This window comes from Pontibacterium sinense (assembly GCF_015209595.1).
Lineage (GTDB): Bacteria > Pseudomonadota > Gammaproteobacteria > Pseudomonadales > Balneatricaceae > Pontibacterium > Pontibacterium sinense.
This window is the reverse complement of the sequence record NZ_JADEYS010000017.1, coordinates 108,183-122,741: the sequence shown is the minus strand read 5'-3', so window position 1 is coordinate 122,741 and position 14,559 is coordinate 108,183. Positions and strand designations below refer to the sequence as shown.

The window sequence follows — 14,559 nt, the reverse complement described above, 5'->3', positions numbered from 1 at the left end:
GGTCGTTAGCTCAGTTGGTAGAGCAGTTGGCTTTTAACCAATTGGTCATAGGTTCGAATCCTATACGACCCACCATTAAAAACTCCGCCACTTGGCGGTTTTTTTATGCCTTTTTTAAGGTGAGAGTATAGAGATGAGAACCGTCAAGGTTCGAGCCGAGCCAGTCATACTGGCGAGACCACGTTGGCGTTTACGACAACGGCCCAAGCCTTTAGGCGCAGGGTAAGCGCAAAGCGCGCCACAATCCTATACGACCCACCATTAAAAACTCCGCCGCTTGGCGGTTTTTTTATGCCTGAAATTTGTCATTCTTCCCTCTTACCCCTAAATCTCCTGCGCCTGATCACCCTTATTGTGCTTGACCTTACCGTTGCTGGAAGGTCTAGGCTATGTTTCCAGTAGATTTACGTTTTTCGTATCGCGCTGCGTCCAGCGAAACATCCTAATAACGCAACGTTGATGATATTGATCCGTGGAGGTGAAGCGGATGGCTTCAGTACAGCAGTTCCTATCAACCGATAGTCAGGCCCTGGCCTCTGACACATCTCTTTCGAATCAGCAGGAGTTGCTGATTGAGGGCGCAGGCTGTGCCAGTTGTGTGGGCAAAATTGAAAAGGCGCTTAATGCCGTTGAAGGGGTTGAGTCGGCGGTGATGAACTTCGGTCAGCGCACGGTCAGCGTTGAGGGGCGTGCCAGTGCGGATACGCTGATCAATGCGGTCGAAAATGCGGGTTATCATGCCAAGCTGACCTCCGGTGAAGCTGAAGCGGAACTGCTGGTCGAAAAAGAGCAGGCGGAGCAGCGGCGCTATAAGCAGCTGCTAGGCAATGTCGTGATTGCTCTCGGGGTTGGTGTACCCCTGATGCTCTATGGTGTGCTGGGCGGGGAGATGAAAGTGTCCGCAGGTGCATCGCAGCTTGGCTGGTTAGTGGTGGGATTGGTCACGTTGCTGGTGATGTTGTTTCCCGGTCGTCATTTTTATATCGGGGCGTGGAAGTCGGTCCGTAACCACAGTGCCAATATGGATACCTTGATCGCACTCGGTACGGGGACGGCGTGGTTATATTCCATGGCGGTGGTGTTGGCACCTGATCTGCTGCCAGAGTTAGCCCGACATGTATATTTCGAAGCGACCGCGATGATCATTGGTCTGATCAATCTTGGATTGGCGCTGGAATTAAGGGCACGTGGCCGGACGTCAGAAGCCATTAAGCGTTTGATCGGCCTGCAAACCCGCAAGGCACGGATTGTGCGAGAGGGTGAAGAAGTCGACGTGGATATCGATGACGTGCAACAGGGAGACCATGTACGTATTCGTCCGGGTGAGAAAGTGCCCGTTGATGGTGTGGTACTGGACGGTCACACTGCAGTGGATGAATCGATGCTGACGGGCGAGCCGATCCCGGTGGAAAAATCTACCGATGATGAGATGGTTGCCGGTACGCTGAATAAAACCGGATCGGTTCTGTTAAAGGCGACGCGGGTCGGCCAGCAGACAACCTTGTCGCAAATTATCGGTATGGTGAAGCAGGCGCAGAATGCCAAACTGCCGATCAGTCGTCTGGCCGATCAAATCTCCGCGTATTTTGTACCAACGATTATGATTGTTGCTGTTATTACCGCGTTGGTCTGGTTGAATTTCGGACCAGAACCGGCGATTGCACTGGCGCTGGTATCAGCGACCACAGTACTGATTATTGCCTGCCCCTGTGCACTCGGGTTGGCAACGCCCATGTCGGTCATTGTAGGGGTAGGTAAAGCGGCAGAAGCGGGTGTGCTGATTCGGAATGGTGAAGCGTTGCAGACTGCATCGAAGATCACCACCATGGTGTTGGATAAAACCGGCACGATCACTGCCGGTCAGCCTCAGGTCACTGAAATCTATACGCTCAATGGTTTTTCTGACGTAGAGGTACTGACCAGCGCGGCGGGCCTCGAAGCGGGATCTGAACACCCGTTGGCAAATGCGGTACTGGAGGCGGCGCGGGCACATAATTGTCCGATAGAGGCGGCGAGTGATTTTCATGCCACGGCCGGTAAAGGTGTTCAGGGGCAGATAGCAGGCACTCAGGTGTTGTTGGGGAATGTGGCGATGATGGACGCCCATGAAGTGACAACACAAGCCGCACACACCGTGGTCAATCGCATGGCTGCTGAGGCGAAAACCCCTGTGTACGTCGCGTTGGATAACCAGTTGGCGGCGATTATCGGGATCTCCGACCCGGTGCGTGAAGATTCTCGTGCGGCCATTGCCCGATTGCAGTCCGAAGGGATGCGTGTGGTGATGTTGACCGGAGATAATCACAACACGGCTAAAGCGGTGGCCGCTCAGGTCGGTGTGGATGAGTTCTTTGCCGAGGTACTGCCGCAGGACAAAGCGAGCAAGGTCAAGGCGCTGCAGCAGCAAGGCGAAATTGTAGGCATGACCGGTGATGGTATCAATGATGCACCTGCACTGGCGCAGGCCGATGTTGGCTTTGCCATTGGCAGTGGTACTGACGTGGCCATCGAAAGTGCCGATATCACCCTGATGCGGGCATCACTGCATGGTTTGGCGGATGCTGTTACGGTCAGTCGTGCAACGTTGAAAAACATCAGGCAAAACCTGTTTGGTGCATTTATCTATAACGTGGCAGGTATCCCTATTGCTGCAGGGATACTCTATCCGTTGACTGGATTGCTGCTCAATCCAGTCATCGCGGGTGCGGCAATGGCCTGCTCATCGGTGACTGTTGTGACTAATGCTAATCGTCTGCGCTTACTAAAACTGGGGCAGAGAGAATCCCGAGGGGCTTAAGATGATGTGGATAAATCTGTTAGGACTGGTGGTGATTGCGCTGATCGTATGGTGGTTCTGGCTATATACACCGGATCAGCATTGAGTGCTGATCTGAAACTGCGCGTATAAATAAGTGATACCACGTACCGTTTTAAGCGCTCATTATCGGGAAGGCCAACCGGTATTTTGAGTAAAAATAACGGCACCACTGGTATTTGATTTTTAAGTGAATTTGGGTAATTCTGACATCAATTATTCATGCCTTTTCACAAGCTCTATCTGACCCTATGAAACTGTCCAAACCGATTCTACTGGTACTGACGCTGCTCCTTTGTTGGGGACAGCTGGGCTATGCCGTAGGGTCGGAACCGGTGACGGAATCAGGTGCTGCAACAATGCAGCATATGGAGTGTGAAGAGGCATGTGGCGCGATGTCTGAGGCGTGTGACGATATGCAGTGTACCGTGGAGCATGGTTGCTCAGGCTGCAGTGTATTGTTCTTGCCCGCAGATGGTTTTCTTTTCCTTCCTCCGGTGACCGCGGTTTCTATACGAAGTATAAAAATCTACGCGTATCATCGCAGTGTGCTGATTGAGCACCCTCCACGGGCTATCGCCCAAATCTGATCATCGGCTTTGTCACGGCTGATGCTGATCAAAAGTCCTATCGAATCTAAACACTTTTCAACTGAGGAGCGCAGCGCGTGAACATCTCACAAGCGGCGAAGCTGTCAGGCTTGAGCAGTAAAACCATCCGTTTCTACGAGCAGCAAGGGATTATAGGGGCTGCGAATCGTGCCGATAACGGCTATCGAGTGTATAGCGAGCGTCAGTTGGAGCAGCTTCGTTTTATTAAACGTGCACGTGATCTGGGCTTCTCGCTGGAGCAGAGCCGGGAACTATTAGAGCTCCTGCACAATCCGCAGCGGCGCAGTGCTGAGGTGAAAGCGCGGGTGTTGGATCATGTTGAGCAGATTGACCTACAGCTGCTGCAGTTAACGCAAATGCGAGATCAGTTACTGGCCCTGTCGGATCAATGTCGAGGGGATGATAGCGCTGAGTGCCCTATCCTGGATGCTCTAAATAGTGACGGTTCGGATAAAAAAATCAATTTATGAGTGTGTCACGCGGGCTTGATCCTGTATGCACCGATGTGAATATTGTGGAGATTGTTATGAAGAAATTACTTATAGCGGTGTTGTTGTCGGTATTTCCTGCCCTGAATGCGATGGCTGGGGACCCTGTTTGGTTGGAAGGAAAGTCGGATGATCGGTATGAGATTACCGTTTATCGCAGTGAAAGCTGCGGGTGTTGTAAGGGCTGGATTTCACACCTGAAGGATCACAACTTTACTGTGAAAGACGTAGTGGTCGCCGATGTGAATCCGCATAAGCAGCGTTTGGGGGTCCCGCCACAAGGGGCTTCCTGTCACACCGCTGAGGTGAATGGCAAAGTGATCGAGGGTCATGTCCCTGCGCAAGATATAAAACGGTTGTTGAGCCAGAGGAGCAATGTACGCCTGTTAACCGTACCGGGTATGCCATCGGGTGGTCCGGGGATGGATATGCCGGGGGCGGCCAAACAACCGTTCAAGGTATATTCGGTGAACACGGAAAATCAGGTTGAGGTTTATCAGAGCTATAGCGATTACTGAGCTTCGGCGAAGCCTATAGAGAGGTTTGTATGTTGCACCTTAAGGGTGACCCGATGGGGATAGTGCGCCAGCGAAAATGGGGTTGGATCGGCGTTGTATTGATTTCTTCGGTTCTGACGGCCTGCGGAGAAGCTGAACCAACGGTTGCCGGTCGTTGGTATACGCCGTCACAAGTGACTGAGGGGCAGGCGCTCTTTCAGGTTTACTGCGCCGGTTGCCATGGTGCCGCTGCGCAAGGAACTCAAGATTGGCGTACACCCTTGGCCAACGGAAAATACCCGCCACCCCCATTAAATGGCACGGCTCATGCCTGGCATCATCCACTCAAAGGGCTAAAACTTACCGTGCAGAACGGCGGGCAAGGGTTAGGTGGTTCGATGCCGGGGTTTGGCGGCACTCTGGATGAGGCGGATCAGGAGGCTGTGATCGCTTATTTTCAGAGTCATTGGCCTGATCAGATTTATCAGGCCTGGATCAGTCGCGGAGGATTGAAGTAGTCCTTTGATCAGGCGCAACTTTGCAGGTTGCGCCTGCCTGTTATCATTTTGGTAGCAGTACCAACTTGCCGATAAATTTCTTCTCCATGAAAGTCCGCTGTGCAACGCCTATATCTTTTAGTGCAAACGTTTTAGATACCAAGGGGTTAATCTCACCGTGCTCAATATATTTGATTAAATTCTCGAACACGTGACGGGGCTGATAAGTGCAGCCAAAGAAACTCAGATCCTTCAGATACAGTGTTCTGACATCCATATCGACGATAGGGCCCGCAATCGCTCCAGCTACGGTGTAGCGGCCGCCGCGACGCAGAATATCCGGCAATTCAGGCCATTGGGGGCCTGCCACCAGATCAATAACAACATCCACCGAGTCCGCGCCAAGCGTATCGATCAGAGAGGTACCGCGGCTGATAACCTGATCGGCGCCAATGGCCTTAATCTGATCCCTCTTATCTGAGCTGCAAATGGCGATGACGTTTGCCTGACGTCGTTTGACCAATTGGATAGCCGCTGAGCCTACACCGCCGGATGCGCCGGTGATCACAACGGTTTCACCGGCACGGACATTGACCCGGTCGATCATATTCTCGGCGGTAGAATATGCACACGGGAAAGAGGCGAGTTCGGCATCAGTGAGTGGGCTTTCAACGGTAAAGGCTTCGTCATCACGCACGGTCGCGTATTGGCTGAATCCTCCATCGCATTCAGAGCCGTAGGTAATACAGCCAAAATCGGCGTCTCCGGTTAATGGACTTTGTAATGCACGTACGAGTACCCGTTCACCAATACGGTTGGGATTAACACCGCTGCCGACTGCGATAATTTCGCCACAGCAGTCAGCACCCTGAATGCGCGGGAACGTTAACGGGACACCGGACCAGCTGGCGTCATCATCATTGGCTGAGTCGAAACCTGCAGATGCACCGGTATTGGTTTCGCTGGTCACGCTTTTGGAATACCAGCCGATGCGGGTGTTGATGTCGGTGTTATTAACGGCACTGGCACCTACGCGGATCAGTACCTCCTGACTGCTGGGGGAGGGAATGGGGAGGTCTGTCTTGTATTCGAGTTTGTCCAGACCACCGTGTCCGGTCAGGACAACGCCACACATCAGGTTAGTCGTGCTTGAGTTATTCATAGCCATTTTCACTGTTTTAAGGCGCAGGGCGCATTGTTCATATTAGGTCACGCCAGGGTCTTCCTGTCGCTTTTGTTGCTTCTCAGGTTGCCACCGAGCTTGCCTGATACCTTAAAAAACGCGTAGAGTTTAGACAAACGAATAGTTGTTAATTGATAGTTCAGATTTATTGAACTGAATGTAATGGTAGTAAGTTGGAGGTCATTGTGGAGCAGATGCTGGATCTGGAGTTACTGCGCACTTTTGTCATGGTCTCGCGCACGGGTGAGTTAAAAAAGGCCGCGCAAAAAGTGCACCGTTCGCAAGGGGCTGTCAGCATGCAGATGAAGCGCCTGGAGGAGCTGACCGGCAACCAGTTGATGGAGCGGGGGAATCGCGGAATTCGCCTGACAGAAGCCGGTGAAACCTTGCTGCGCTATAGCGAGGATATGATCTCGCTGAACAGTGCGGCTTTATCAGCACTGAGTGGAAAAGATGTCTCGGGTCAGCTGAGTTTTGGTATCCCAACGGATTATGCACAGCACTTTCTACGTTTTTTTATGCCTGTGTTAGCGCAGGAGCTCCCGAATTTGGATGCGAAAATTGTCTGTGCCCGCAGTCGCAATCTGCGTCAGCAAATAGAAGAAGGCAAACTCGATGTGGCTATTGTGGCGGATGAGCTCAACGCATCTGATGAAACATTGCTTTGGAGTGAACGTCTCATCTGGTCTGCACCCACCTGCGCGAATTTGGAAGAGCAATCCGTGCTGCCGGTCGCGGTGTATGAAGACAACTGTATTGTCCGGGACCTGCTTCTGGATGCGCTCAGAAAAGCCTCCATTCCCTATCGCATTGTATTTTCCAGCCCGATACTAGAGAACATTGCGACTGCCGTAGAGGAAGGCTTTGCAATCTCGTTGTTGCCTGAATCGTTGTTGTCCACGCATAGTGTGAGGCAGCTGCCCAGTGGGGTGTTGGGCAGTCATCGTTTACTGAAGATCAATATGATCCATCGTCCCGAGATTGAAGCCTCGACGCTGAACCGAGTATCTGATTGTTTTCGACAAGCCTCTGATAAACAACAGCAATAATCTAATATCCGTCTGAAAAATTCAGGCGACAGCAAAGATCATAGGGATCAGGGATCGGTATCGTACGCCTGATATTCAACGGCAACGATCTCGTACCAAATGTCTTCTCCGTTGGGTTTGTGTAGCCATATCTCGTCGCCGATCTCTTTTTTCAGCAACTGCTTCGCCAGCGGTGAGTCCATGCTGATGTAGTCACTGCCGGGCTCAATTTCATCGGGTCCGACAATGCGATAACGGTGGCGGGTTTCTTCCTCATCTTCGATGGTGACCCAGGCACCAAAGAATACCTTGTCCTGGTTCTCCGGGATCCGGTCCACAACCGTCATATCGTCCAAACGCTTCGATAGGTAACGTACCCGGCGGTCGATTTCGCGCAGCTGCTTTTTACCGTAGATATACTCGGCGTTTTCCGAACGGTCGCCTTGAGCCGCCGCTTCTGAGACCGATTGAGTGATTTCGGGGCGCTTTACTTTCCACAGATATTTCAGCTCATCGTTCAGGCGTTTATAGCCTTCCGCAGTGATATACTTGGACTTCTTTGGTTGGGGTGGTCGCCAGCGGCCCATACACATCCTGACAGTCAGTTACGTTTGCGCGGAAGCAGACGTAAGATTGAACGAATCGTTAAATAATTAGATAAAGAATTTTAGCCTGTCGCCGATAAGAATGGGACAGCAAATTGATTTCTGCTTAATGCAGCCCGGTGAGATGCAAACAGAGAAAATTCAGGCCCGTATAGAAACATATACCTCGAATCTGACCCAAGCGGTACAGAGTGGTAGCGGTGCCCAGTTTTCCATGTTGCTTAGCCTGATCGCTGCCAATCAGGAGATGCCATCCTCTGGGCGTCCGGCCATACGCGGGGAAGGCTTTGAACTGCCTGAAACCGATCTGCAATACCCCAACCCAAATGACCTTTATGATGCGGATGTGACGGAGCGATTGAATCTGTCAGTGAACAAACATCAGCGTGGTGAGTTTGCGTATATCAACAGCTATATTGAAACGGAAGCGTTGGTGCCAAGTCAGAGTCGGCGGGTGAATGATTCACTGGCGAAGATGGGTCTGATTTCCGGTGGTGCAATGTTGAGTGAAATTGCGACCTCGCAGCAGCAGATCAGTCAGACCGCTTAAGGTCAGTGAACACGATACTGCATCCACTTTTGATGCTGAATACTTCGGGCATACACTGCTTACGCGACTAAAAGTGGCCACAGACCACTTTTAGTGCAGAGATTTCGTTAGCTGGTGCGCCACTGAATCTTTTCCTGCTCGCCGTTTTCTACTTTCCACCATTCATCCGGTTCATCGCCATCGGCCCAGCCGCTCGCGATACAACGGATCTGAGTATCCAGATCGGAAGCTGCTCGCGCGGCACAGTCCAGATCGGTTGCCCAGAGTGTCTTATCAGACTTAAACCACACGCTGGTCCAGGCTTTCCCCACCACTTTTTCGTGAATCATCACGGGAATGGTGGCATCTGCCAATCCAGCTTTGTATTCATGGACCGTGCCTTGGGTGAAATCGATATTGAGCACATCAAAACGCTGGCGCAGCCAGTGCTCGATCTCTTCCAGTGAGCGATTTTTTATGTAGATCTCAATATCGGGATGGCGTTGATCAGTCATCGGTTTGCTGTGTACTCAGAATTCTAAAAAGGCGAAGGACGCTTAGGCAAATATAGCCAAACGCCGCGAGAATGATACCGGTACCTGCTATGACCAGACCCAGCAGGGCCAGGCTTTCCTGCAGTAGTGAGCTGCGTAACAGAAATTCGGATGTTGCAATCAGTATCGCACCCAGCGCAAAGAGACCAAAACCGCTGATCAGCAGTTTCAGGTTTTGCTGGTAGTTGTCTGCGCGGCGAAAGAGCCAGCGCTTGATCGGGTGCATAGGTTGCGTTTTCATCTACAGGTTCTTGACGGTTATCGGTGCTTATCGGCGACGAAAGAGTCCCAGTTTAACATCTAAGGTCAGGTTCAGCTGCTCTAGCTGGGCAAACTGTTCGCGCTTAGCCTGAGCCATACGCTGGCTGTGGGGCGTCATCCCTAACAACGTCTGAATACTCGGGTTGTCGTGCAGCGCAAAACCGTAGTTTACATCGGTGATACTTTGCAGCTCGAATAAGGGTTCCAGTTGCTTGACCGGATCGTAACCCGATGGACGCACTTCGTCATAGATCAGCTCACGTAGCTCAATCAGGTGCTGCTCGCCGGTCCAGGCCAATAGCAGGAGTCCATCCTGTTTCAACGGCTTGGCAAAAGCCTCGGGCATCAGGCGGCTGAACAGAACGGTCAGTACGTCCAGATTGCTTTCAGGCACCGGAATGTTAGCCCCGGAGGCTACTAACCACTCGATGCCTTTACTGCGTGTACAGGCAGCTTTTACCGCGTGTTTCGAGATATCTAGACCGATCAGTTGATCCTGCCGACCGGCGTTGATTAATGCCTGTTCCAGTGCGGCGGTGTAAAACCCTTCACCGCAGCCCATGTCCAGGATCTGAGCAGTATCTGCAGGCAGATTCGCCAGTATCAGCTGATTGACCTGATCGGATAGCTGGGCGTAATGCCCCTGATCGAGAAAGGCGCGACGAGACTGCACCATGCCGGCATTGTCACCCGGATCTTTGGACTTCTTCTTATGCGACAGTAACAAGTTCCAGTAACCTTGTTTGGCGCGGTCAAAGCTGTGCCCCTGTGCGCAGCAGAGGTTTTTATCCTGCCGCGACAGATCAGATTGGCAAACCGGGCATGTGAGCAGTGCAGTCATCGAATCGTTGCTCATTCAGTTAGCAGGCGGGCCAGAATGTTTTCGTAAAGATCGGATAGGGTATCCAGATCTTTCACACTCACGCGTTCGTCTACCTGATGGATGGTTGCGTTGATCGGACCCAGCTCAACCACCTGAGCGCCGGTTGGTGCGATAAAACGACCGTCGGATGTGCCACCGGAGGTGGACAGTTCAGTCTCAATACCGGTGATGGCTTTGATCGCCTGCTGGCAGGATTCAACCAGACTGCCCGCTGCGGTCAGGAACGGGTTGCCGGACAGAACCCAGTCGATATCCCACTCCAGTCCGTGTTTATCCAGAATATCGCGCACCCGTACTTTCAGCTCGTCCGCGGTGACTTCGGTGGAGAAACGGAAGTTAAATGCCACATCGATATGCCCCGGAACCACGTTGGTGGCACCCGTGCCCGAGTGGATGTTGGAGATCTGGAAGCTGGTCGGCGGGAAGAAATCGTTGCCTTCATCCCAGACCTCGGTGGATAACTCGGCCAGTGCCGGTGCCACCAGATGGATTGGGTTGCGCACCAGATGTGGATAAGCCACGTGACCTTGCTTGCCACGTACGACCAGAGAACCGGACAGGGAACCACGACGACCGTTCTTGATCACATCGCCCACGTGTTTGGTGCTGGACGGTTCGCCCACGATGCAGTAATCGATCTTTTCGTTACGAGCTTCCAGATGATCGATCACCCGTGTAGTGCCGTTAATAAACGGGCCTTCCTCGTCGGAGGTGATCAGCAAGGCGATGGAGCCTTTGTGGTCCGGGTGGTGATCGATAAAACGTTCCAGTCCGGTCATAAAAGCGGCGATACCACCTTTCATATCCGCTGCGCCACGGCCGTGCAACATGCCTTCGTGTATGGTGGGTTCAAACGGTGGATAGGTCCAGCGATCTTCCGGGCCTGACGGTACGACATCGGTATGTCCGGCAAAGCAGAACAGCGGGCCGTCAGTACCACGACGTGCCCAGAAGTTGCTCACCTCTTCAAACTGCAGGCGCTCGATCTTAAAGCCCATTTTCTCCAGACGGGAGATCATCAGGTCCTGGCATCCGGCGTCTTCCGGTGTGACGGATCGGCGAGAGATCAGGTCCTGTGCAAGTTCAATCGTAGGGGAGAGTTGGGCCATGTGAACGGATCCTGTAGTGAGATGGCAGCTAAGAAACTGTTAGGAATGTGCTTCAGAGTATAAAGAATAACCCGCCCTGTATCGCTACAACGCGGGTTATCCGAAGTGCATGTAAGCGACAGGGCTTAGTTGTGCTTGTGCAGCTCTTCGTTCAGTTCGATCGCAGACTTGTTGGTTTTCACTTCGATGCGACCGTTCTGGGAGTTGCGACGGAACAACAGGTCAGTTTTACCCGCCAGTTCGCCCGCTTTAACAACACCGACTTCGTTGTTCTGATCGTCCAGAACAGTGACTTTAGAGCCGCCGGTCACGTACAGACCTGCTTCCAGTGTGCAGCGATCGCCCAGTGGCAGACCCAGACCTGCGTTTGCGCCCAGCAGGCAGTTTTCGCCAACAGAGATCACAACGTTGTTACCACCGGACAGTGTACCCATAGTGGATGCACCACCACCGATGTCAGAACCGTTACCTACCACAACACCGGCAGAGATACGACCTTCAACCATGCTTACGCCCATGGTGCCCGCGTTGAAGTTGATGAAACCTTCGTGCATGACTGTTGTGCCTTCGCCTACGTGTGCGCCCAGACGGATACGGGATGCATCACCCACGCGGATACCTTCAGGTACCACGTAGTTAGTCATCTGTGGGAACTTATCAACAGAGTAAACGTGCAGCATACGACCCTGAGCACGAGCCGCCAGCTGGCGTTTAGACAGGTCGTCCATGGAAACCGCGCCTTCAGAGGTCCAGGCAACGTTTGGCAGCAAGCCAAACATACCCGCCAGGCTCAGACCGTGTGGCTGTACCAGACGGTGAGACAGCAGAGCCAGCTTCAGGTAAACCTCAGCGGTGGTTGCCGGTTCAGCGTCGGTTTCCAGAATGGTAACGAACAGCGCCTGTGTGGTACCTTCCAGGATCTCAACGATCTCAGCCTGATCTTCAGCACCGACGGACAGAAAAGCCGCTTCCAGTGCTTTCAGCTGAGATTCTTTAATTTCGATCGCTGCGTTGCCGCCGGTGTAACCGACTTTTTCTGCAACAGCTGCAATCATTGCATCGTCAGCGTTCAGCAGCGGAGCGTTGTAGTACACCTCCAGCAGGTCGCCCGCAGAAGATTTAGTACCTACACCCAGACCGAATGCGAAATTTGCCATGTTGTGACTCCAATAACCTGTAATTTGAATTTGATACGTTGTGGGTGTTTATTGACCCAGCAGGGATGCGTAATCAGCATCCTTAAAACCGACCGTGCGTACGTTGCCGGTATCCAGCAACGGACGCTTGATGATGGCTGGGTTCTCCAGCATGACCTCAATCGCAGAGGCCTCATCAACGTTGTTCTTTACATCGTCTGGCAGTTTTCGCCAGGTGGTACCGCGCTTGTTCAGCAGCACTTCCCAACCGAGTTCGCTCACCCAGCTTTTCAGCTGATCTGCGTCCAGACCGTCTTTGCGATAATCGTGAAACTGATGCTCAATGCCTTCAGCTTCCAGCCATTTACGGGCCTTTTTGATGGTGTCGCAGTTCTTAATGCCGTACATCGTAATCATATGACTTTACTCTGATCTGACGGCGCTTACAGCGACTCTACGTATTTACGGATACGGTGAGCACCTTCGATACACTCTTCCAGCGTGGCAACCAGCGCCATACGGACGTAACCGGCACCCGGCAGTACACCGTCGGTTTCACGGGACAGATAGCGACCCGGCAGTACCGTCAGGTTCTGCTGCTCGAACAGACCTTGTGCGAATTTGTCATCGTCGATGGGTGTTTTCGCCCACAGGTAGAAGCTCGCATCCGGTTTCTGTACATCCATCACCGGAGACAGAATCTCGACCACAGCATCGAACTTACGGCGATACTGATCACGGTTTTCCAACACGTGGTCTTCGTCATTCCACGCCGCAATCGAAGCCAGCTGATGCTGAACCGGCATAGAGCAGCCGTGGTACGTGCGGTACTGCAGGAAAGGTCCCAGCAGTGCGGCATCACCGGCGATAAAACCTGAGCGCAGACCCGGTAGGTTGGAGCGCTTGGACAGGCTATGCATCACTACGCAGTTTTTGTAGTCGTGACGGCCCATGTCGGCACATGCCTGGAGTAGACCAACCGGTGGCTGTGCTTCGTCCAGATAGATTTCGGAGTAACACTCGTCTGATGCGACGATGAAGTCGTACTTGTCAGACAGTTTGATCAGCTTCTGCAGTGTTTCCAGATCAGTCACCGCACCCGTTGGGTTGCTTGGTGAACACAGGAACAACAGCTGGCAGCGCTGCCATGCGTCTTCAGATACCGCATCAAAATCCGGGATGAAGCCGTTTTCTGCCAGACAGTTCAGGTAGAACGGTTTGGCACCGGCCAGATATGCGGCACCTTCGTAGATCTGGTAGAACGGATTCGGTGAGATCACCAAGGCGTCATCGCTACGGTTCACGGCAGCTTGAGTGAAGGCAAAGATCGCCTCACGGGTACCATTCACCGGCAGTACGTTGGCTTCAGGATCAACAGAACCGTCCTGCAGTTTGAAGCGGCGCTCACACCAATCAGCAATCGACTTGCGCAACTCCGGCAGACCCTTGGTAGTTGGGTAGTTGGAGAGGCGGGCCATATTGTCGTTCAGACACTCTGCCACAAACTCAGGGGCAGGGTGTTTTGGCTCACCGATGGAAAACGCAATGTGTTCCAGATCAGAGGGTGGCGTAACCTGCGCTTTCAGCGCGGTCAGTTTTTCAAACGGGTAAGGCTGCAGGAGGCTGAGATCTTTGTTCATCGAATGTCCTAATACACCTGAATGATGGGGCGCTGCTTTCGGCACGTAAATGCCAGAGCGTGCTCCGGAGTGCAGGTTTTCTGCGCACAATAAGGCCGGGAATTATACAGAATTGTGGCGCGGCGATTAAGTGCAAATCCGACTAAAAGGGTTGGGATTTTACAACTTACAGTTTGAGACCCTACAGATTGGCTGATCAGATCAGTATTTGCGCTGATTTTGGCGGTCTGAACGGCCACTCAATCATCGCTTTGCTATCCTGAGTGATGAGCAGAAAAGGAGTCACAGATGCACTCAGAACTTCGCATGCATCCACGTATGCCGACCAAATTGCCCGCCGAGATGATTTTATCGGAGGACGTGTCGGTAGATGTGATAATACTTAATCTCAGTGTGGGCGGGATGTTGGTCGAGGGAAGTGACCAGATGTTCCACGCTGTTCAGGCACATAAACCCGCATTTCCGATAGAGGTGGATATTTATTTCGGATTACAGGCGTTACCGGTACGCAGTCACTGTCGATTGATCCATACAGTACGAAAACGGCAGGACCTGTATCAGATGGGATTTAAAGCACTCAGTATGGATGAGCAGTCCAGCAACTTGATTCGTCAAACACTCGACGACTATACACTGACGCGGGTGTTGTAACTCGCGAATTCCATTCCTCGCATTTGATCATATACCGCAAATAGAGAGCCTTGAACGCTCCCTATTTGCCCA

At 52.4% G+C, this 14,559-nt stretch carries 17 protein-coding genes; 8 read left to right on the top strand and 9 right to left on the bottom strand.

The window, feature by feature from the left end; translation table 11 throughout:
- Nucleotides 1-487 precede the first annotated feature (487 nt).
- The 5 genes from IOQ59_RS15965 to IOQ59_RS15945 all read left to right on the top strand — a co-directional run bounded on the left by IOQ59_RS15965 (nt 488) and on the right by IOQ59_RS15945 (nt 4,929).
- Complete coding sequence (locus tag IOQ59_RS15965; RefSeq protein WP_193954445.1) at nt 488-2,797, top strand: heavy metal translocating P-type ATPase; 2,310 nt, start codon at nt 488-490, stop codon at nt 2,795-2,797.
- A gap of 269 nt (nt 2,798-3,066) precedes the next feature.
- Nucleotides 3,067-3,405, top strand: coding sequence for a hypothetical protein (locus IOQ59_RS15960; RefSeq protein ID WP_193954444.1), 339 nt, complete (start codon nt 3,067-3,069; stop codon nt 3,403-3,405).
- A 77-nt stretch (nt 3,406-3,482) separates the two neighbouring features.
- Nucleotides 3,483-3,896, top strand: coding sequence for a Cu(I)-responsive transcriptional regulator (cueR, locus tag IOQ59_RS15955; protein WP_193954443.1), 414 nt, complete (start codon nt 3,483-3,485; stop codon nt 3,894-3,896).
- A 56-nt stretch (nt 3,897-3,952) separates the two neighbouring features.
- Entirely contained in the window at nt 3,953-4,432 is a 480-nt protein-coding gene (locus IOQ59_RS15950) for a DUF411 domain-containing protein (protein ID WP_193954442.1), read from the top strand.
- A gap of 29 nt (nt 4,433-4,461) precedes the next feature.
- Nucleotides 4,462-4,929 carry a c-type cytochrome gene (locus IOQ59_RS15945; RefSeq protein ID WP_228050946.1) on the top strand — a complete coding sequence of 156 codons (468 nt, stop codon included), beginning with the start codon at nt 4,462-4,464 and terminating at the stop codon, nt 4,927-4,929.
- Between the two features lie 43 nt (nt 4,930-4,972).
- Here IOQ59_RS15945 and IOQ59_RS15940 read toward each other — a convergent pair whose 3' ends face one another.
- Nucleotides 4,973-6,070: an alcohol dehydrogenase family protein gene (locus tag IOQ59_RS15940; RefSeq protein WP_228050945.1), complete on the bottom strand. Its 1,098-nt coding sequence runs from the start codon at nt 6,068-6,070 to the stop codon at nt 4,973-4,975.
- Between the two features lie 215 nt (nt 6,071-6,285).
- On the opposite strand from IOQ59_RS15940, the gene IOQ59_RS15935 reads away from it, so the two are divergent.
- Nucleotides 6,286-7,140 (top strand): LysR family transcriptional regulator, encoded by an 855-nt coding sequence (locus tag IOQ59_RS15935; protein ID WP_228050957.1) that lies wholly within the window; start codon nt 6,286-6,288, stop codon nt 7,138-7,140.
- A gap of 47 nt (nt 7,141-7,187) precedes the next feature.
- Here IOQ59_RS15935 and greB read toward each other — a convergent pair whose 3' ends face one another.
- Nucleotides 7,188-7,706, bottom strand: coding sequence for a transcription elongation factor GreB (gene greB, locus IOQ59_RS15930; protein WP_193954440.1), 519 nt, complete (start codon nt 7,704-7,706; stop codon nt 7,188-7,190).
- A gap of 142 nt (nt 7,707-7,848) precedes the next feature.
- On the opposite strand from greB, the gene IOQ59_RS15925 reads away from it, so the two are divergent.
- The gene (locus IOQ59_RS15925; RefSeq protein WP_193954439.1) at nt 7,849-8,274 is read left to right on the top strand and encodes a hypothetical protein; all 426 of its coding nucleotides are present in this window, start codon (nt 7,849-7,851) and stop codon (nt 8,272-8,274) included.
- Nucleotides 8,275-8,381: 107 nt separating this feature from the next.
- Here IOQ59_RS15925 and IOQ59_RS15920 read toward each other — a convergent pair whose 3' ends face one another.
- From IOQ59_RS15920 to dapC, 7 genes are all read right to left on the bottom strand, one after another.
- Complete coding sequence (locus tag IOQ59_RS15920) at nt 8,382-8,768, bottom strand: hypothetical protein (protein WP_193954438.1); 387 nt, start codon at nt 8,766-8,768, stop codon at nt 8,382-8,384.
- Complete coding sequence (locus IOQ59_RS15915) at nt 8,761-9,048, bottom strand: hypothetical protein (protein WP_228050944.1); 288 nt, start codon at nt 9,046-9,048, stop codon at nt 8,761-8,763. Before IOQ59_RS15915 ends, IOQ59_RS15920 begins: the two co-directional genes overlap by 8 nt.
- 27 nt (nt 9,049-9,075) lie before the next feature.
- Nucleotides 9,076-9,909: a putative RNA methyltransferase gene (locus IOQ59_RS15910; protein WP_193954437.1), complete on the bottom strand. Its 834-nt coding sequence runs from the start codon at nt 9,907-9,909 to the stop codon at nt 9,076-9,078.
- Nucleotides 9,910-9,920: 11 nt separating this feature from the next.
- Nucleotides 9,921-11,060, bottom strand: coding sequence for a succinyl-diaminopimelate desuccinylase (dapE, locus tag IOQ59_RS15905; protein ID WP_193954436.1), 1,140 nt, complete (start codon nt 11,058-11,060; stop codon nt 9,921-9,923).
- Between the two features lie 125 nt (nt 11,061-11,185).
- A complete protein-coding gene (gene dapD / locus IOQ59_RS15900) occupies nt 11,186-12,217 on the bottom strand; it encodes a 2,3,4,5-tetrahydropyridine-2,6-dicarboxylate N-succinyltransferase (RefSeq protein ID WP_193954435.1) in 1,032 nt (343 codons plus the stop codon).
- A gap of 48 nt (nt 12,218-12,265) precedes the next feature.
- Nucleotides 12,266-12,613 (bottom strand): ArsC family reductase, encoded by a 348-nt coding sequence (locus IOQ59_RS15895; protein WP_193954434.1) that lies wholly within the window; start codon nt 12,611-12,613, stop codon nt 12,266-12,268.
- Between the two features lie 26 nt (nt 12,614-12,639).
- Nucleotides 12,640-13,836 (bottom strand): succinyldiaminopimelate transaminase, encoded by a 1,197-nt coding sequence (gene dapC / locus IOQ59_RS15890; RefSeq protein WP_193954433.1) that lies wholly within the window; start codon nt 13,834-13,836, stop codon nt 12,640-12,642.
- Between the two features lie 288 nt (nt 13,837-14,124).
- Between dapC and IOQ59_RS15885 the strand changes: the two genes are divergently transcribed.
- Nucleotides 14,125-14,487: a PilZ domain-containing protein gene (locus IOQ59_RS15885; protein ID WP_193954432.1), complete on the top strand. Its 363-nt coding sequence runs from the start codon at nt 14,125-14,127 to the stop codon at nt 14,485-14,487.
- Nucleotides 14,488-14,559: the final 72 nt, after the last annotated feature.